This is a genomic window from Polynucleobacter sp. MWH-UH25E (assembly GCF_018687095.1).
Lineage (GTDB): Bacteria > Pseudomonadota > Gammaproteobacteria > Burkholderiales > Burkholderiaceae > Polynucleobacter.
Genome location: NZ_CP061286.1, coordinates 909,164 through 928,327, shown reverse-complemented (window position 1 = coordinate 928,327; position 19,164 = coordinate 909,164). Strand labels below are relative to the sequence as shown.

17 protein-coding genes are annotated in these 19,164 nt (G+C 47.2%); 6 read left to right on the top strand and 11 right to left on the bottom strand.

Annotation, left to right across the window (positions count from 1 at the left end; all coding sequences use genetic code 11):
• Positions 1-31 precede the first annotated feature (31 nt).
• The 3 genes from dnaG to rpsU form a co-directional block, all read right to left on the bottom strand.
• Positions 32-1,978 (bottom strand): DNA primase, encoded by a 1,947-nt coding sequence (dnaG, locus tag ICV39_RS04905; protein ID WP_215390739.1) that lies wholly within the window; start codon positions 1,976-1,978, stop codon positions 32-34.
• Positions 1,979-2,018: 40 nt separating this feature from the next.
• Complete coding sequence (locus tag ICV39_RS04900) at positions 2,019-2,465, bottom strand: GatB/YqeY domain-containing protein (protein WP_215390738.1); 447 nt, start codon at positions 2,463-2,465, stop codon at positions 2,019-2,021.
• A 104-nt stretch (positions 2,466-2,569) separates the two neighbouring features.
• Complete coding sequence (rpsU, locus tag ICV39_RS04895) at positions 2,570-2,782, bottom strand: 30S ribosomal protein S21 (RefSeq protein ID WP_011903537.1); 213 nt, start codon at positions 2,780-2,782, stop codon at positions 2,570-2,572.
• A 77-nt stretch (positions 2,783-2,859) separates the two neighbouring features.
• Here rpsU and tsaD point away from each other — a divergent pair, with 77 nt between their 5' ends.
• A complete protein-coding gene (tsaD, locus tag ICV39_RS04890) occupies positions 2,860-3,933 on the top strand; it encodes a tRNA (adenosine(37)-N6)-threonylcarbamoyltransferase complex transferase subunit TsaD (protein ID WP_215390737.1) in 1,074 nt (357 codons plus the stop codon).
• Positions 3,934-3,939: 6 nt separating this feature from the next.
• On the opposite strand, the gene folE2 is transcribed toward tsaD, so the two are convergent.
• From folE2 to xseB, 4 genes are read right to left on the bottom strand one after another with little or no spacing between them, the layout of a single operon-like run.
• Complete coding sequence (gene folE2 / locus ICV39_RS04885; protein ID WP_215390736.1) at positions 3,940-4,767, bottom strand: GTP cyclohydrolase FolE2; 828 nt, start codon at positions 4,765-4,767, stop codon at positions 3,940-3,942.
• A gap of 25 nt (positions 4,768-4,792) precedes the next feature.
• Positions 4,793-6,694 carry a 1-deoxy-D-xylulose-5-phosphate synthase gene (gene dxs / locus ICV39_RS04880; RefSeq protein ID WP_215390735.1) on the bottom strand — a complete coding sequence of 634 codons (1,902 nt, stop codon included), beginning with the start codon at positions 6,692-6,694 and terminating at the stop codon, positions 4,793-4,795.
• Positions 6,695-6,714: 20 nt separating this feature from the next.
• Positions 6,715-7,614, bottom strand: coding sequence for a polyprenyl synthetase family protein (locus tag ICV39_RS04875; RefSeq protein WP_215390734.1), 900 nt, complete (start codon positions 7,612-7,614; stop codon positions 6,715-6,717).
• Entirely contained in the window at positions 7,615-7,848 is a 234-nt protein-coding gene (xseB, locus tag ICV39_RS04870) for an exodeoxyribonuclease VII small subunit (protein WP_215390733.1), read from the bottom strand.
• 171 nt (positions 7,849-8,019) lie between these two features.
• Between xseB and ICV39_RS04865 the strand changes: the two genes are divergently transcribed.
• Together ICV39_RS04865 and ICV39_RS04860 are read left to right on the top strand one after the other, a co-directional pair.
• On the top strand, positions 8,020-9,126 hold the full coding sequence (locus ICV39_RS04865) for an SRPBCC family protein (protein ID WP_215390732.1): 1,107 nt from the start codon (positions 8,020-8,022) through the stop codon (positions 9,124-9,126).
• A gap of 39 nt (positions 9,127-9,165) precedes the next feature.
• On the top strand, positions 9,166-9,996 hold the full coding sequence (locus tag ICV39_RS04860) for a sulfurtransferase (protein WP_215390731.1): 831 nt from the start codon (positions 9,166-9,168) through the stop codon (positions 9,994-9,996).
• A 23-nt stretch (positions 9,997-10,019) separates the two neighbouring features.
• On the opposite strand, the gene ICV39_RS04855 is transcribed toward ICV39_RS04860, so the two are convergent.
• From ICV39_RS04855 to polA, 3 genes are read right to left on the bottom strand one after another with little or no spacing between them, the layout of a single operon-like run.
• The gene (locus ICV39_RS04855) at positions 10,020-10,793 is read right to left on the bottom strand and encodes a ZIP family metal transporter (RefSeq protein WP_215390730.1); all 774 of its coding nucleotides are present in this window, start codon (positions 10,791-10,793) and stop codon (positions 10,020-10,022) included.
• 6 nt (positions 10,794-10,799) lie between these two features.
• Entirely contained in the window at positions 10,800-11,684 is an 885-nt protein-coding gene (locus ICV39_RS04850) for a dienelactone hydrolase family protein (RefSeq protein WP_215390729.1), read from the bottom strand.
• Between the two features lie 23 nt (positions 11,685-11,707).
• On the bottom strand, positions 11,708-14,524 hold the full coding sequence (gene polA / locus ICV39_RS04845) for a DNA polymerase I (RefSeq protein ID WP_215390728.1): 2,817 nt from the start codon (positions 14,522-14,524) through the stop codon (positions 11,708-11,710).
• Positions 14,525-14,606: 82 nt separating this feature from the next.
• Between polA and ICV39_RS04840 the strand changes: the two genes are divergently transcribed.
• Genes ICV39_RS04840 through ICV39_RS04830 form a run of 3 tightly spaced genes read left to right on the top strand, consistent with a single transcriptional unit; the run spans position 14,607 to position 16,771 of the window.
• Positions 14,607-15,020: a hypothetical protein gene (locus tag ICV39_RS04840; RefSeq protein ID WP_215390727.1), complete on the top strand. Its 414-nt coding sequence runs from the start codon at positions 14,607-14,609 to the stop codon at positions 15,018-15,020.
• Positions 15,021-15,035: 15 nt separating this feature from the next.
• Entirely contained in the window at positions 15,036-16,013 is a 978-nt protein-coding gene (locus ICV39_RS04835; protein ID WP_215390726.1) for a homoserine kinase, read from the top strand.
• Positions 16,010-16,771: a BPSS1780 family membrane protein gene (locus ICV39_RS04830; RefSeq protein ID WP_215390725.1), complete on the top strand. Its 762-nt coding sequence runs from the start codon at positions 16,010-16,012 to the stop codon at positions 16,769-16,771. The genes ICV39_RS04835 and ICV39_RS04830 overlap by 4 nt, the downstream gene beginning before the upstream one ends.
• 6 nt (positions 16,772-16,777) lie before the next feature.
• Here the strand turns inward: ICV39_RS04830 and ICV39_RS04825 are convergent, their stop codons facing one another.
• Complete coding sequence (locus ICV39_RS04825) at positions 16,778-19,141, bottom strand: UvrD-helicase domain-containing protein (RefSeq protein WP_215390724.1); 2,364 nt, start codon at positions 19,139-19,141, stop codon at positions 16,778-16,780.
• Positions 19,142-19,164 lie beyond the last annotated feature (23 nt).

Here is a 19,164-nt window from a genome sequence, read left to right as displayed (position 1 = left end):
AGGTGTTTTCTAGGGGCGTTTCAGAAAATTTTTAGGCAAATTTCAGCTTTTCGCCCAATTCCCGATATCGAGCCTTGTCTTGTTCACTGGCGCTACCCCCAGCAATTTTTTGGGCAATTTCTGTCATTTCTTGCTTCAAGCTCGCTTTCTCCAGCTTATTGAAGGCCCCCTCTAAATCTGCATAAGCGCCCTCAAGCTCAACATCGCTTCCCATAATGCGCTTTCTTAATACCTCATACATAGAGGCGAGCTCACTTCGAGAGAGTTGATCCTGAAACATTGCAAAAGAACCTGCGCCAACGGTCATCTTTCCACTTTCATCAGCAATCAGTTCTACTTGATCACATTGTGAGAGTAAATCTGTCATCAATGTCAAAGCATTTGCCGAGCGCTGCTCTGCCGCCTTCAAGGCTAATGCGCGCTTACTTTCATTCAATGCTTTACCTAAATGAGGAAACTGAATGAGAACTCGCAAAATTTGTTCCGCCAAATCCATTGGTGCTTTAGGTGGCTCAATGACTTGTGCAGCTACCCGTTTTGCAGAACCCTTTGATGCTTGCCATGGCGCACCTTGTCGATTACCCAAACCACTAGGGTTATTTGCAACATAGGTGGATTTTGCTTGTGTCGCTTGATAAGTTGATGTCTGCACTGGCGCAGGTATTACAGTGAGGCCACAAAATGATTCCAACTCCGCAGGAGTGGTATTGGTACGAATCGCTAACTCACGCAATATTTGCGTACGCAAGGCAATTGGCGGCATCGATAAGAGCAAAGGCTTAGCCGCATGGTGTGTTTGCGCCCTACCCTCTGGTGTAGTTAACTCATGGCCCTCACTAGCTACCTTAAAAAAGAAACTGGAAAGTGACATGGCTTCTTTAATCACTTTTTCAAAAGCAGCTTCGCCATAGGCTCTGACATAACTATCTGGGTCATGTTCGGCTGGTAAGAATAAGAAACGAATCTCTTTATCGTCAGACATGAGTGGCAAACAAGCTTCGAGTGCGCGTTGTGCTGCCCGCTGCCCTGCTGCGTCACCATCAAATGAGAAAACCACTTTATCGGTTTGACGCAACAACATGCGCACATGATTTGCTGTACAAGCAGTACCTAATGTTGCTACCGCATTAGGGAAACCCAATTGCGCAAGAGCCACGACATCCATATAGCCTTCGCACACCAATACATATTCTTTAGCGCGAATCGCTTGTCTCGCTTCAAACAATCCGTAAAGCGTATTACCCTTGGAGAACAATGGTGTTTCTGGGGAATTTAAATACTTGGGCTCACCTTGATCCAGAATGCGCCCACCAAACCCAATGGTTTGTCCTTTTGGATTGCGAATCGGAAACATGATGCGATCCCGGAAGCGGTCATAGCGCTTTACTGGCGCACCCTCAGACTGCTCGCCCTGAATAATTAAACCGCCTTCGACCAGAGTCTTCGCAATTTCATCATTTGAGTAAGACCCAAAAACTGCCTCAAGACCTTGCCAGCCGTCAGGGGCATAACCTAGTGCATAGCGCTTCGCTATCTCACCCGTCAGACCTCGCCCTTTGAGGTATTCGACTGCACGCGTGCTTCCTTTGAGTTGCTGGCGATACCAATCTGCTGCTGAACTCATCACTTCACTCAAAGCCATCGCTTGCTGTTGACGCGCAACATCATTAGCGGTGCGCTCTTCGCGTGGAACATCTAGACCAGCAGAGCGTGCGAGTTCTTCAATCGCATCGACATAACCGAGACCGGAATACTCCATCAAGAAACTAATTGCGGAGCCATGAGCTCCACATCCAAAGCAGTGATAGAACTGCTTGGTTGGCGAAACAGAAAATGATGGTGATTTTTCTGAATGGAAGGGGCACAAACCTTGATAGTTTGCACCAGCTTTTTTTAACTTCACATGCTGCCCAACCACATCGACAATATCGACCCGATTTAACAGATCGGCAATGAAGGATTGTGGAATGAGTGCCATACGATCAGTATGAAACGGTTTTCTGAGTTTTGCTAGTGAGTTACTTCGCGAGAGCGGCTTTTACCAAGCCAGACACTTTACCCATATCAGCTTTACCAGCTAGTTGACCCTTGAGCACACCAATTACTTTGCCCATATCCTGTGGGCCTGCAGCGCCTGTAGATGCAACCGCCGCAGCAACCGCCGCCTCTACTTCTGCATCTGACATTTGTGCCGGTAAGTAGGCTTGCAGAATTGTCATCTCTGCAGACTCCACTGCAACAAGATCATCGCGCCCAGCTTTCTCAAACTGCGAGATAGAGTCTTTGCGTTGCTTGATCATTTTTTCAACTGTAGAAATCACTGCAGCATCATCAAGAACAATGCGATCATCTACTTCACGCTGCTTGATAGCAGCTAACAACAGACGAATGGTTCCCAAGCGCGCAGTTTCTTTGGCACGCATGGCGGATTTCATATCTTCAGTGATTTGATCTTTCAGACTCATGGGGTGATCCTAGTTTTCTGATGTGTGTTTAAAAAGCAAAAACCCGCTGCGTTTCACCGTCAGCGGGTTTCAAAGCTTCTCGGTGAAGAGAGCTTTAAATTCTATTAGTAAAGCTTCTTAGGCAACATTTGGCTGCGAATACGCTTGTAATGGCGCTTAGCAGCTGCAGCCTTTTTACGCTTACGCTCAGCCGTTGGCTTCTCGTAAAACTCGCGTGCACGCAAGTCTGTCAAAAGACCATTTTTCTCAATGGTACGCTTGAAACGGCGCAATGCCACTTCAAATGGTTCGTTTTCGCGAAGGCGGACTGTAGTCATACTTATTTAACTCGTATATGCTCGATGGGTATCGAAAAAATTAACTGAATTGCGATTCTAGCACGACCAAGCGAAAAATGATTGTTTTAGGCATAGAAACTTCCTGTGATGAGACTGGGGTGGCGATTTACGACACCAAGCACTGGGAAACTGGAAAACCTGCATTTTTAGGCATTCTGGGCCAGGGTTTGCACTCCCAGATCGCCATGCACCGGGATTATGGGGGTGTTGTTCCTGAGCTAGCCTCCCGAGACCATATTCGTCGTGTTTTACCCCTTTTAGACCAATCTTTAAGCCAATCTGGCCTCAAATTGGGTGATATTGACGCAGTTGCCTTCACCCAAGGACCCGGTTTAGCCGGTGCCCTGCTGGTTGGCAGTGCTTTTGCCAAATCTTTGGCCCAAGGCCTGAATTTGCCCACCATCGGAGTCCATCACCTAGAAGGCCACCTCCTTTCCCCGCTCTTGGGTCAAACTGCCCCGCAGTTTCCATTTATTGCCCTATTAGTTTCTGGTGGGCACACCCAACTCATGAAAGTCTCTGGCATCGGCCAATATGAACTCTTGGGTGAGACCTTGGATGACGCTGCTGGTGAAGCTTTTGATAAGACTGCCAAATTACTAGGCTTGGATTACCCAGGTGGTGCAGCGATATCTAAGTTAGCCGAAAAAGGACGTGTCGGCATTTTTGATTTACCAAGACCCATGTTGCACTCTGGCGATTTAGATTTTTCTTTCTCGGGATTAAAGACTGCCGTTCTTAATCAAGTCAAAAAGTTTGAAGCGCAATCAGTGACAGACTCTGCTGCAGTGACACAGTTTCATGCTGACCTTGCCAGAAGTTTTGTCGATGCTATCGTTGCTGTACTGGTGAGCAAATCTGAGAAAGCACTCAAGCAAACGGGTTGCAAACATTTAGTTCTTGCTGGTGGTGTAGGCGCTAATTTGCAACTGCGTAATGCGCTAAATGAAAAAGCTGCAAAGAATAACTTTGAAGTGCACTACCCACCACTGGAGCTATGTACTGATAACGGCGTCATGATTGCTTTTGCTGGAGCACTTCGCTTGCTAAGTAAAAATAATGGCTCCACAACATCTGGAGCCTTTGACATCAAACCCCGCTGGGATTTGCAAAGCAATAACTTGACTTAGCTTGCTTTATTTTTGATGCGAGATTCTGGCAAACGCGCTGTGGTTATGAATGGATTCAAAGTTCTCAGCCTCAACTACAAAGGACTGTATACGCTGCTCTGCCTTTAAACGGCCAGCAACATCACGCACCAGATCTTCAACAAATTTAGGATTGCTGTAAGAATGCTCAGTGACCCACTTTTCATCTGGGCGCTTGAGTAAACCCCAAAGCTCACTGGATGCTTCGCTCTCTGCTGCCGCAACCAAATCTTCTACTGTCATTTGCGTTGCTGAATCTAAGGCTACTGTCATCGTGACATGGGAACGCTGATTGTGAGCACCAAATTCTGAAATCTCTTTTGAACAAGGGCACAGACTCATCACTGGAACTTGCGCACGCAAACTCAAGTCTACGTCGGTCGCACCACTAGCATTTTGTTTGGCTGTTGCCATCCAAGTCACTTCGTAATCCATCAAGCTTTCAACACCCGATACAGGCGCTGCTTTTTTCACGAAATGCGTATAGGTAAATTGCACATGACCTTCTTTAGCATCAAGCAAAGGCAACATCTCACGCACTAAAGCAACCACTGTGGTGCTATCAACTGCCTGCTCTTGCTTTTGTAGAAGAGCCATGAAGCGGGACATGTGTGTACCCTTCACATGTGCTGGCAATGCCACGTCCATCTCAAAAGTGCCAACCGATGGAAAGTCACCGGTCTTGCTACGAATCATTAATGGATGACGCACGCCACGAATACCAACTTGCTCAATGGGCAAGGCACGCTTATCCAAAGAGGACTGCACGTCAGGCATTGCACTAGCTTTGAGAAAGGCGGGGTTCATGTCATTCATCACTCTATTTTCAAGCAAAACGATCTTATTTGCCTGAAATCACCGAATTTGCCACGAATACCGCTGGAAAACGCTGCTTTATCGAGTTTGTGATGCCTTCAACATCCAGGCCGCACTTAGTCATGAGCAACTGATAGTCACCATGCTCAATGAATTCATCAGGAAGACCTAACTGAAGTAAGGGCTTCTGAATTCCTAATTTTGTGAGTGCCTCTAAGCAAGCGCTGCCAGCACCACCAGCGATCGCACCATCTTCGATGGTGACAAAGTAATCATGATCTGCCGCAAGCAATTGAATCAAATCCACATCCAATGGTTTAACAAAACGCATATTAGCCACGGTGGCATCCAAACTTTCAGCGGCCTCTAATGCGCTATAGAGCAAAGTACCAAATGCCAATATCGCCACCCTCTTACCTGCAGGTGCAGTTGACTTGCGACGTATCTCACCTTTGCCTAATGGCAAGGTGCGCAACTCGCTGGATGGAGTAGTGCCCACACCGGAACCGCGGGGATAACGCACTGCAGTTGGATGTGGTTGATGAAATGCAGTTGTCAATAAATCGCGGCACTCTGCTTCATCTGCTGGCGTCATCACCAACATATTCGGAATGCAGCGCAAGAAAGGAATGTCATACGCGCCAGCATGGGTTGCGCCATCGGCACCCACTAATCCCGCGCGATCGAGTGCAAACAGAACGGGTAAATCTTGCAAAGCCACATCATGAATCAATTGATCGTAGGCACGTTGCAAGAATGTGGAATAGATTGCCACTACTGGCTTCATACCTTCACATGCCATGCCAGCAGCAAAAGTAACCGCATGTTGCTCAGCAATACCTACGTCGTAATAACGCTTGGGGAAATTCTTCTCAAACTCTACGAGGCCAGAGCCTTCGCGCATCGCAGGCGTAATACCGATCAACATTGGATCCGCATGAGCCATATCACATAGCCATTCACCAAAAACTTGAGTGAAGGTTTTCTTGCTAGCCGCTACTTTTTTAACACCTTCTTGTGGATTAAATTTGCTAGGGCCGTGATACAAAACCGGATCTGCCTCAGCTAACTCATATCCCTGACCTTTTTTGGTCACAACATGCAAGAACTGGGGTCCGCGACCTTCCAATGCTAAACGGCGTACGTTTTGCAACATTGGTACAAGTGCATCTAAATCATGCCCATCGATCGGGCCAAAATAGTTAAAACCAAATTCTTGAAAGATCGTTGCTGGTGACACCATGCCTTTTGCATGGTCTTCTAAGCGTTTTGCAAACTCACGCAAAGGGGGTGCAATTGAAAGAACGCTATCAATTCCCTTTTTAGTGGTGGAATAAATATTGCCACTCAGTAATCGCGCAAGGTGTCGATTGAGCGCGCCCACCGCTGGTGAAATCGACATATCGTTGTCGTTCAAAATCACCACCAAAGGCAAATCGTCATAAACGCCAGCGTTATTCATGGCCTCAAAAGCCATGCCACCCGTCATCGCGCTATCGCCAATCACTGCAACAGCTACTTGACGCTCACCCTTTGTTTGAAAGGCGCGCGCCATTCCCATTGCCGCAGAAATACTTGTGGAAGAGTGCCCGGTACCAAATGCATCGTATTCACTCTCAGATCGATGCGGAAATCCTGAGAGACCCTTGTACTGCCGCAAGGTATTCATACGATCACGACGACCCGTCAAGATTTTGTGCGGGTAACTTTGGTGACCCACGTCCCACACAATCCGATCGCGTGGCGTATCAAATACATAGTGCAAAGCAATCGATAACTCAACTGTTCCCAAATTAGAGGACAAGTGGCCGCCGGTTTTAGAAACAGAATCCAATACAAATTGACGCAACTCATCAGCAAGAGCCGGAAGCTCTTCGCGTGTCAGTTTTTTTAGATCATCAGGAGAGTTAATCGAAAGTAAAGTCATTACGTTATTGCATTAATTCTTTATTTACCCCTATTGACTACCAATAGAGCTAAATCTTTCAGTGCTTGGGCTTGATTACCAAAACCATCCAAACTACTCATGGCGATTTCATGCAATTCTTTAGCCTGCTGCTGTGCATAGTCTAAACCCATCAAGGTCACATAGGTTGGCTTGTTGGCGGCAGCGTCTTTCCCAGCAGTCTTTCCAAGTGTTTGACTATCGGCCGTCGCATCCAGGACATCGTCAACAATTTGAAACGCCAAGCCCAGCGCTTTGGAGTACTGACTTAACTGCGCCAGTTGATCTGCATTGAGATTGGCGGCAATACCGCCTAATTCAACCGCGCAAGATAGTAATGCGCCTGTCTTCATGGCATGCATTTGCTTCAAGCCTGCCACATCTAATCTTTTGCCCACACTTTCTAGATCAATAGCTTGGCCACCAGCCATGCCACGTGAACCTGATGATGCTGCTAAACACGCAATCATGCGTAAGCGTTGATTTGCATCACCAGAGGTATTGGCTAAAACTTCAAATGCACGTGTCTGCAATGCATCGCCAACTAATAATGCCGTTGCTTCATCAAATGCTTTATGAACAGTAGGCCTACCCCGACGCAAATCATCATCATCCATGCAAGGCATATCGTCATGCACCAATGAATATGCATGAATGCATTCCACTGCTACTGCAGCAGCATCGAGAATTTCTGTTTTTTGTGATGAGACTACATCGCCTAGCTGACCAGCTGCGTAAACCAATAACGGACGAATACGTTTACCGCCGCCCTGTGCGGCATAGCGCATAGCTTCGTGTAAACGATGTGGAATAGTTTGCGGCGAATCGAGTAAACGATCTAAAGCCGACTCCACTCGTTCAGAGTGAGCCCGGAGCCACTCTTGAAATGCAATTGCTGTCAATTAAGCCTCGAACACGCGCACTTGTTGTTCTACTTGAGCAAGAACGCCTTGGCAATGTTTGAGCAGGGCTGCGCCACGTTGATAGGCCAATAAAGTCTCTTCAAGGGAAAATTTGCCGGACTCCATGTCAGAAATGAGCTTTTCTAACTCCTTTACGGCCTGCTCGTAACGCAGGTCTGGGTCAATTTGAACCTCAAGGCCTGGTTTTGAACTCTCTGACTTTTTCGTTGCCATAAGCAGTTTCCTTCTTTTTCCTTCGTATTTCCCACACAGATAGCCCTACATATTAAAGCGAGAAGACCCCTAGATGGGTATAATTTCCCCCTTCCTTTCCAATATCGATCCGTCGATGGTTGGATTGGTTATTCCGCTTAGCTTCGGCTGACGTTTTCGGGGGTGGGGAGAATGACTAATCTGGCTACCGCGCAGCAGCTTGCGCCGTCCAATCTACAACTGCCGGTTTCGGCATATTTTGACGCTGACTTGTATCAGCGGGAAATTGAACTGCTTTTTAAGCAGGGTCCTGGCTATGTAGGCCACGAACTCATGGTGCCCGAAGTAGGCTCCTATCAAACTTTGGGCGCTGAAAACGAGGGTCGCATTCTGGTGCGCAATCAAGAGGGTGTTGAACTACTCTCAAACGTTTGCCGTCATCGCCAAGCATTAATGCTCAATGGCAAAGGCAAAACCGAAAATATTGTTTGCCCTCTGCATCGCTGGACCTATGACCTAGGCGGCAATCTCTTAGGCGCCCCTCACTTTGAAGACAAGCCTTGTCTCAATCTTGGTAAATCACCACTGCAGAATTGGCAGGGACTCTTGTTTGAAGGTCCACGCGATGTGCGTGCCGATCTCGCTAAACTTGGTGTTGCCGAAGATCTCAAGTTTGATGGCTATATGCTCGACCATGTTGAAGTGCATGACTGCAACTACAACTGGAAAACATTTATCGAGGTTTATCTCGAGGATTACCATGTTGTTCCATTTCATCCAGGTCTAGGTAAATTTGTTTCTTGTGAAGATTTGAAATGGGAGTTTGGTGAATGGCATAGCGTGCAAACCGTTGGTATTCATAAAGACTTGCAAAAGCCAGGCTCACAAACTTATCGCCACTGGCATGAGGCTGTTCTACGCCAATTCAATGGCAAAGCCCCACGCCATGGTGCAATCTGGTTAACCTACTACCCTAATGTGATGGTGGAATGGTATCCGGGCGTGCTGTGTGTATCGACATTGCATCCAATGGGCGTCAATAAAACACGCAACATCGTTGAGTTCTACTACCCAGAAGAAATCGCTCTATTCGAACGTGAATTCGTGGAAGCAGAACGCGCCGCCTATATGGAAACCTGCATCGAAGATGATGAAATCGCCGAACGCATGGATCAAGGTAGAGCAGCCTTACTTGCACGTGGTGTAAATGAGGTTGGCCCTTACCAAAGCCCCATGGAAGATGGCATGCAACATTTTCATGAATGGTATCGACGCGTCATGAACTTTCCGGGCGCATAATCAAAGTAAGTACTTTCCCACTACAACAAAGGAAGCATCATGACTCCTCTAATTACCGCAAATCAGTTAGAAGAAATCATTAATAGTGGCGAGAACGTATTACTCTGTGATTGCCGCTTTGATTTAGTAGATACCCAAGCAGGCAAAAAAGCTTACGAAGAGAGTCACATTCCCGGTGCGATTTATGTCGACCTTGATCAAGACTTGTCAGGCCCCAAAACTGGCAAAAATGGAAGACACCCACTACCCAGTCCCGAAGCGTGGGCACAAACCAAGACTCGTTTAGGGATCAGTCCAAACACCTTAGTAGTCGCTTACGACAAACAAGGTTCTGTCTATGCCAGCCGTCTCTGGTGGATGCTCAAGGCCACCGGTCATGCCAAGGTGCAAGTGTTAGATGGCGGTTTGGATGCCTGGAATGGCCCCATGGGAACCGTACCACGTAAGCCCACGCCATCAAGCACTCCAACTGCAGCAAGACCATACGAAGGACTCGTATTGGTAGACGAAGTAGTTGGCAATCTGCAATCCAAAAAATATGTTGTGATCGATGCCCGTGCAAATGATCGCTTTCATGGACAAAATGAAACCTTAGATCCGGTGGGCGGCCATATTCCCGGTGCGCTCAATCATTTCTTTAAAGAAAACTTATCAGCCACTGCATTTAAATCAGCCGAACATCTCTTTAAAGACTTTGTTGAATTACTGGGTTCACATAAACCAGCACAAGTCATTCATCAATGCGGATCAGGTGTAACTGCTTGCCACAATCTTTTGGCCATGGAAGTTGCGGGCCTTAAAGGTTCACGTCTTTATGCTGGTAGCTGGAGTGAGTGGTGTGCTGATAGCAGCAGACCAATTGAAACCTAATTAGTGATTATTAAGATTTGCGCTTAATGCGCAAGTGATAGCAACACTACAAATCCAACGCCACAAGCTATCAAAACGGTTTGACGCAATGACTCAGCCCAGTGTGGGCGACGGTGCATTTGCGGAATAAGATCGCTCACGGCGATATAAATAAAACTACTCGAAGCAATCACGAGCAAATATGGCATTGCCGCATGAGCCTTTTCTAAGAAGAAATACGCCAGCACACCGCCAACCACCGCAGACAATCCGCAAATGCAGTTATAGAGCAAGGCGCGAGTGCGTGAGAACCCAGCATTTAGCAACACAATGAAATCACCGATCTCTTGCGGGATCTCATGCGCAATGATGGCGATCGCAGTAAAGATGCCAACTTGGTAGTCCGCCATAAATGCGGCGGCAATCAAAATACCATCAACAAAATTATGCAAGCCATCGCCAACCAAAATCATCCAGCCACTACGACCTGCATTCTCGGCATCATGTCCGTGATGATGGTGATGACCGTCGCCTTCATGGTGATGATCATGGCGTAATAAAGCGATTTTTTCTAATAAGAAAAATCCAAGCAATCCCGCTAACAAAGTCGCAAACAAAAGTTGTGGTGTCGCGCCTGGCATGCTGAACGCCTCAGGCAATGAATGCAGCAATGCAGTAGCCAACAAGATACCTACTGATAGGCTCACCATATTGTTGACCATCTTCGCCAGCAAAGCCAAGGAACAACTAGCGGCAACCAACGCACTCGCAGTGCCTGCGAGTGCTGTTACTAGAAGGATGCTTTGTAAGACAGTCATAAGAGATTAAGCAACACCCGTTTTCTTGAACCAGGCGATACATTTTTCCCAGCCATCCTTTGCAGGCCCCTCACGATAAGTGGCACGATAGTCTGCATGGAATGCGTGAGGCGCATCAGGATAGACCTCAATCATTGATGCTTTAGCAGCAGGATTCTTTGCGGCTGCTTGCGCAAGTGCAGCGCGCATCTGCTCAACGCTCTCTAAAGAAATGCCGGCATCAGCACCGCCATAGAGACCAAGCACAGGCGCTTTTAAGTCAGCAGCCAATTCAACAGGATGACGTGGATTGCCTTCAGTCTTTTCACCGACTAAGCGCCCATACCAAGCGACGCCTGCTTTCACTTGCGGCAAGGTTGCAGAAAGCCAGGTAATGCGGCCACCCCAACAAAAGCCAGTAACGCCAACTCGTTTTAAGTCTCCGCCATTTTTCCCAGCCCAAACTAAAGCAGCCTGTAGATCATTTAATACCTGCGCATCAGGCGTCTTTGCCACAATGTTTGTCAAAATATCGGCAACCGTTCCGTAGGTATTCGGATCACCGGCACGGACAAAAAATTCTGGGGCAATCGCTAAATATCCCAATTTAGCAAAACGTCTTGTGACATCCGCAATATATTCATGCACACCAAAGATTTCGCTCACCACAATCACAATAGGTAAGTTACCCTTAGCCTTCTCGGGGCGAGAAACATAGGCAGGCAATTGAAAGCTACCAACTGGAATCATTTGCTCACCCGCTTTGATGCCTTTGAAATCCGTCTCAATCGCAGCGGCTAACACGGGATCTGCTGCAGCGACAAAACCAACACCTAAAGTAGTTGCCGCAGCACCTGCAACCGATGTCTTGATGAAACTTCTTCTGCTTTGATCTTGTGTTTTTTCACTCATGATGTCTGTCTCCGAGTCATTATTTAATGCGCTTCTTCCCAATTATCGCCAATCCCAATGCTAACTACTAAAGGCACCTTCAATTTAGCTACATTGCACATCAAATCGGGTAAGTTTGCTTGCAAGCGATCGATTTCATCAAAAGGCACGTCAAATACCAACTCGTCGTGCACTTGTAGTAATAGTTTGGTTTTGAGTTGCTCTTTTTCTAACCAATCCTCAACCGCAACCATAGCCAGCTTAATCAAATCGGCAGCCGTGCCCTGCATTGGCGCATTAATTGCGGCACGCTCTGCACCTTGGCGACGAGGGCCATTAGATCCTTTGATTTCAGGAAGCCATAAACGCCTACCAAAGACAGTTTCCACATAGCCATTTTCTCTGGCTTCAAGACGAGTGCGCTCCATATACTGCGCTACGCCAGGGTATCGATCAAAGTATTTCGCAATATAGTTCTGAGCGGCTGCGCGCTCGATACCCAAGTTGCCCGCCAAACCAAATGCACTCATGCCATAGATCAAGCCAAAGTTAATCACCTTGGCATATCGTCGTTGCTCCGAATTCACTTCTTCTAAAGGAATGCCAAAAATCTCTGCCGCTGTAGCTTGGTGCACATCTTTGCCTTCTCTGAAGGCTGCTAATAAGTTTTCATCTTCAGCGATGTGCGCCATGATGCGCAACTCAATTTGTGAATAATCCGCTGACAATAGCTTGCAACCCTCCGCGGGCACGAAGGCTTCACGAATGCGACGACCTTCTTCAGTGCGCACCGGAATGTTTTGCAAATTAGGGTCGCTTGATGCAAGACGACCTGTCACCGCAGTTGCTTGAGAAAAATTGGTATGCACGCGACCCGTCTTAGGATCAGCCATGCGTGGCAATTTCTCAATATAGGTTGACATCAACTTTGCCAAACTACGGTAGTCCAGAATGCGTGCTGGCAATGGATAGTCTTCTGCCAACTTTTGTAGCACCTCTTCATCCGTAGATGGCGCGCCCGACGGCGTCTTTTTAATTACTGGCAGCTCTAATTGACCAAACAGGATTTCTGCAATTTGCTTGGGCGATTGAATATTAAAGGGCTGACCAGCCAGTTGATGGATCTCGCCCTCTAGCTCCAATAGACGCTTACCCACTTGCTGCCCTTGCTTGCCTAAAAGGGCTGAGTCAATACGAATGCCGTTGCGCTCCATCACTCCAAGCACATGCATTGCTGGCATTTCAATCTGCTGATAGACATACAAAAGACCAGGATTTGCCTGAATTTGGGGCCAAAGCTCTTGGTGTAGGTGCAAGGTGATATCAGCATCTTCAGCCGCATAGTCAGTAGCAACCTGAAGATCCACCTGATCAAAACCAATCTGATGCGCGCCCTTGCCGCAAACCTCTTCATAGCGAATGGTTTTCACACCAAGATGGCGCTCAGCCATACTGTCCATATTGTGCGGAAGATGCGACTCCAACACATAGGATTCCAACAAGGTATCAAATGCAACGCCACCCAAGGTAATGCCGTAGTTTGCAAACACATGGATGTCGTACTTTAAGTTTTGCCCAACTTTTAAATGCGTTTTACTTTCTAACCATGGCTTCATGCGTGACAGCACAAAATCGCGATTTAACTGCGTCTCGCCATTACGATGAGCCACCGGAATGTAGCAAGCTTCTCCCACTTTCACTGAAAGTGAGATGCCCACCAATTCTGCAGCTAAAGCATCTAGGCTGGTTGTTTCTGTATCGACTGCTGTTAATTCAGCAGCCTCAATTTTTTTCAACCACTTATCTAAGGTAGCTTCATCTGTAACGCACTCGTAATTGCGCTCAAGTAAATCTGGTGCCGCTATTTTTTCTGGCGCACTAGTAATTGCTATAGATTTCTTAGATTCAGACTCTTCATTCTTACTGGCCGTGGATGTAATAGGTGTGCCCGCCAGATCGAAGGCGCCTTCCTCTGAAGTCTTACTGGATGGGCTTTCCAACTGTTTTTCTACATCGCGCAACCAGGTTTTAAATGCATAGCGCTCGAATAGCTCACGCAGTAGCGCAGCGTCTTCTGGCTTAGCATGCAAATCATCTAAACCGGGTAAATGTGGTGATAAATCGCAATCGGTTTTGACGGTAATGAGTTGTCGCGCTTGTGGCAACCAGTCAAGAGTTGCACGTAAATTTTCTCCGACAACGCCTTTTACTTGATCCGCATTTGCAATCAAATTATCTAAATTACCGAATTCCGCCAACCATTTATTTGCTGTTTTAGGTCCCGCTTTAGGGACGCCAGGAACATTGTCAACGGCATCACCAATGATCGATAAATAATCAACAATTAATTCTGGTGGAACACCAAACTTTTCAATGACGCCATTAATATTCAACTTTTCATTCGTCATCGTATTGATCAGCGTGACCGACGAATTAACTAATTGCGCTAAATCTTTATCGCCTGTCGAGATGATAGTTTCCCAACCCGCTTGTGTCGCCTGACAAGCCAAAGTGCCAATCACATCATCAGCCTCTACTCCAGACACCATCAAAACCGGCCAACCTAAAGCCTTAACCATTAGGTGAATTGGCTCAATCTGCTTCACCAAATCTTCTGGCATAGGTGAGCGATGAGCCTTGTACTCGGAGTACATCTCGTCCCTGAAGGTTTTTCCCTTGGCGTCAAATACGCAAGCAATATGGTCGGCTTTTAGCTCTGACCGGGCACGGCGCATCATATTGACCATGCCATAGATGGCCCCCGTGGGCTCCCCGGCCCCATTTCTCAGGTCGGGCATGGCGTGGAAGGCGCGATAGAGGTAGCTAGAGCCGTCTACCAACAAGAGTCTATGTTTCGTCATACCGCAATCGTACAATCTAGTTAACAATTACCTACAGGACGGATTAATGAACCGTCCAAAAGTAGGCCAAAAAAGGTGAAAAATGATGCATGCCCTAACAAACGTAATTAGCCATATTTTTAGCCAAAGTCTCGCTCTGACGAGTTTTTTGGTGATTTTTGCCGTATTCGGAGCAGGATCCGCACAGGCTCAGAATACCAGCCAAGCTCTTAGCCAATCTGAGCTCAACAGAATCAACAATCAACCTCTGTCTCCAACCATGAGTCCAGCAGGTGTTGTCAGCAACCCAGAGGCCCGCAAACCAAGTTTCCAACATAAGGAAGCTACTGGCACAGAAATTACTGAGTACAAGGATGCCAATAGTCCTACTCAAGTACAAGTTAAAACGAAGTACACCACTTACGAGATGTCGCCACCTGACTCGGTAATGCCAGGACCACCCTCAGGTGAAGGCGCGCTTCTTAGCGTACCTAGTATTAGCATTCCAATTCAATAAAAAATAGATTGATCAATGGCTGTATTTACTCCGATTGAACTTGGTGAGATCGCTCCATGGATCTCCCAAGAATTTACTATCGGCGAAGCTGCAGACATTCGCGGCATTCATGGTGGCATTGAAAACTCCAACTTCTTCTTAGACACTGTTAAAGATGGCAAGAAGCAAGAATATGTTCTGACTATCTTTGAGCGCCTATCTGCAGAGCAACTGCCCTACTACCTAGAACTGATGCGCCACTTGGCAAACAAGGGCATACCAGTCCCCAAGCCAATTGAGAACAAGCGCGGAGAGATTCTTTTCTCTCTCAAAGGTAAGCCAGCGGCAATCGTCAGCAAGCTACCGGGTCTGTCCCGCATGCAACCCGAAGTAAAGCATTGCGCACTAGTGGGTGAGATGTTGGCCAAAATGCATCTTGCCGGAAAAGATTTTCCAAAATCACAAGAGAACCTTCGTAGCCTTGGCTGGTGGCAACAAACTATTCCACTGGTATTGCCACACTTAAACACAGCGCAAAAAGAATTACTCACTCACGAGCTCACTGCACAAGAAGCTTTTTTCTCATCCAGTGATTACGATATGCTTCCGCAAGGTGCTAGCCATTGCGACCTCTTCAGAGACAATGTCTTGTTTGATCCGAAAGGATCTACCGATACCAGCAACGATCAATTAGGTGGTTTTTTTGATTTCTATTTCGCAGGCACCGACAAGTGGCTGTTTGATCTTGCAGTCACTGTGAATGATTGGTGTTTGGCTGAGAACAAGCAGGATTTAGATCCAGCGCGCTTTGACGCTTTGATGCAGGCCTATCAATCCGTACGCCCACTGACCAAAGAAGAGCAGGCAAGCTGGCCGCTGATGGTGAGAGCAGCGGCTCTACGTTTCTGGGTATCACGCTTATGGGACTTTTATTTGCCCCGTGACGCTCAAATGCTGACCCCTCATGACCCAACGCACTTCGAACGTATTCTTCTTAGTCGCCGCACCCTATGAGACTCAATTCTGTTGCACCCAAAGAAGGCTATACCTGGATTAGACAGGGCATTTGGTTATTCAAACAAAATCCACTGGGATTTTTGATGTTGGTCTTTATGTATGTTTTTATGGCGCAGCTTGCCGTCATCGTTCCCGTGATTGGCGTCTTTGCGGTTCTACTATTAACACCAACTCTTTCCGTTGGATTCATGACCGCATGTCGACAAGCAATTCAGAAGGAGCGTATTCGACCAAGCGTTTATTTAATTGCACTGCAATCAGGTCAGTTTATTCGTAATCGAATTTTGCAATTGGGTTTGGTGTACGCAGCACTGATCTTATTAATGAGTTTTATCTTAAGTCTCTTGGTAGATTTCGAAACACTTTTACCCCTCATGACGACAGATAAGCCAATTACGCCTGAAGCACTCAGACAGGTCTATCTGATATTAGTCTTTGGTGCGATTCTGTATATCCCGATTGCAATGTTGATGTGGTTCTCCCCCATCCTGATTGCGTGGGCTGATATGTCTGTTCCGCAAGCTTTATTCTCTAGTTGGCTGGCATGCTGGACAAATAAAGCCGCATTCTTTTTTTATCTAGCAATCTGGAGCGCGGTCTTAATCGCCATTCCTCTTACGATCGGCATGATCTTTGACGCCCTCAATTTCGGTCAAGCCGCTTCATTCATCGTGGCGCCTATTTCGATGGCTGGCTTAACCATCATGCACTGCTCTTTCTACGCTACTTGGAAAGCCTGCTTTACCGAAGATTAAGCAGACTCAATCAATCGCAGCAAGTTTCGCAATACTGAGTTGCAACCATTTGACACCGTGGCGCTTAAAGTTCACTTGTGCCCGAGCATCGGCATCAACGCCCTCTAAGCCTGTAACACGCCCTTCACCAAACTTAGTATGAAAGACATTTTGACCAATGGTGAATGGATAATTTCCGCGGGGTGGCGAAGCTAAGCGCTTTACTTCCATAGAGGCTGAACCCACTCGCTTAGTTGGTCTTGGGCGTTCGCTACCTGAATCAAAAAAGTCATTGGATTCGTATTCACGCTGGCGAGTGTAGCCATCTTGCCAAGTTGAACCAGATCTTGAGCCAGCACCCCAACGCGCATCTTTAGCCTTGGGCGTTAACCACTTTAGCGATTCAGATGGCAACTCTTCCAAGAAACGAGAAGGCATGTTGTAGCGCACTTGACCATGCAACATACGCGACTGAGTATGAGATAAATACAAGCGTTCTTTAGCGCGGGTAATAGCGACATACATTAAACGTCGCTCCTCTTCCAGGCCGTTTTGCTCATTCACGCTGTTCTCGTGTGGGAACAAACCCTCTTCAAGACCCGTAATGAATACCGAAGTAAATTCCAAACCTTTAGCGGAGTGCACTGTCATGAGTTGCACGGCATCCTGACCTGCTTGCGCTTGGTTATCGCCTGCTTCTAAGGAGGCATGTGCTAAGAAAGCGGCGAGCGGTGACATCTCCACTGCACCTGGATCGTTCTCATCCGGTAGTAGTGCGGCAACAGCATCTTGGCCATAACCTTCTTCGGCAATGAATGCAGTAGCAGCATTAATCAATTCTTGTAAGTTTTCTACTCGATCTTGCCCTTCGCGTTCAGATAAATAATGCTGAATCAAACCACTGTGCTGAATCACAAACTCGACCGTTTCGGGCAAGGTGTTGTGACGCGTTGCTTCACGCATGTGATCCACTAAGCGAATGAAGCCACCCAATGCGGCACCCGCCTTACCCTCGAGAGATGATGCTGCCGTATACAAAGAACATTGCTGTGCCCTGGCAGCATCTTGCAAAGCCTCAATCGATCTTGCACCGATGCCACGCGTAGGGAAATTCACCACCCGAGAAAAGGATGTATCGTCATTGGGGTTTTCAAGCAAGCGTAAGTAAGCGAGTGCATGCTTAATTTCAGCGCGCTCGAAGAATCGCAAACCACCATACACACGATATGGAATGCCCGCAGAAAAAAGTGCGTGCTCAATAATTCGTGATTGGGCATTACTTCTGTAGAGCAAAGCGATTTCAGTACGTTTGATACCGCTATTGACTAGCGCTTTAATTTCATCAACCAACCAAGCTGCTTCAGCATGATCGCTTGGCGCCTCATAAATCCGAACTGGCTCGCCATGGCCAGCGTCCGTTCGCAAATTCTTACCAAGACGCTCGGAGTTATTCGCGATTAAATGGTTGGCAGTATCCAGAATATGCCCATGCGAGCGATAGTTCTGCTCTAGCTTAACCAGCAAGGGATGAAACTGCTTTTCATACAGACGCATATTTTCTACATCGGCACCGCGGAAAGCATAAATACTTTGATCATCATCGCCCACTGCGAATACCGAACTACTTCCCATGCCACTAACATTCACGCGGCTTGCGTCATGACCAGAGAGTAATTTAAGCCACGCATATTGCAAGGCATTGGTATCCTGAAACTCATCAATCAAGATATGACGAAAACGTTCTTGGTAATGTGTGCGAATAGGCTCGCTATGTTTTAACAACTCATAACTGCGTAGCAATAATTCAGCGAAGTCGACAACTCCCTCGCGCTGGCATTGCTCATCATAAGCCGCATAGAGTTGCGCCATCTTCGCCTGAAAATCATCGCCGACCGATAAATCTTTAGCACGCTGCCCGCGCTCTTTGGCATGCGCAATGAAATACTGCAATTGTTTGGGTGGGTACTTTTCATCATCCACCTTTAAGCCTTTTAAGAGGCGCTTAATTGCTGATAGCTGATCTTGGGTGTCCAGGATCTGGAAAGTCGATGGCAAACCAGCCTCTTTGTGGTGGGCTCGCAATAAACGATTACATAGACCATGGAAAGTGCCAATCCACATGCCGCGGGTATTGATTGGCAGCATAGCGCTCAAGCGCACCATCATCTCTTTTGCCGCCTTATTGGTAAATGTCACCGCCAAGACCCCAATTGGCGAAACCTGACCTGTTTGGATCAACCAAGCAATCCTGGTGGTCAATACACGCGTCTTACCGCTGCCAGCACCTGCCAAAATCAGAGCAGATTGGGCTTGGCCATTTGGGTTTACGGGCGGGAGGGTTACGGCCTCGCGCTGTTCTGGATTAAGGTTCGCGAGCATATCTGAATACATCAGCCCAATTATAATTTGCCTCT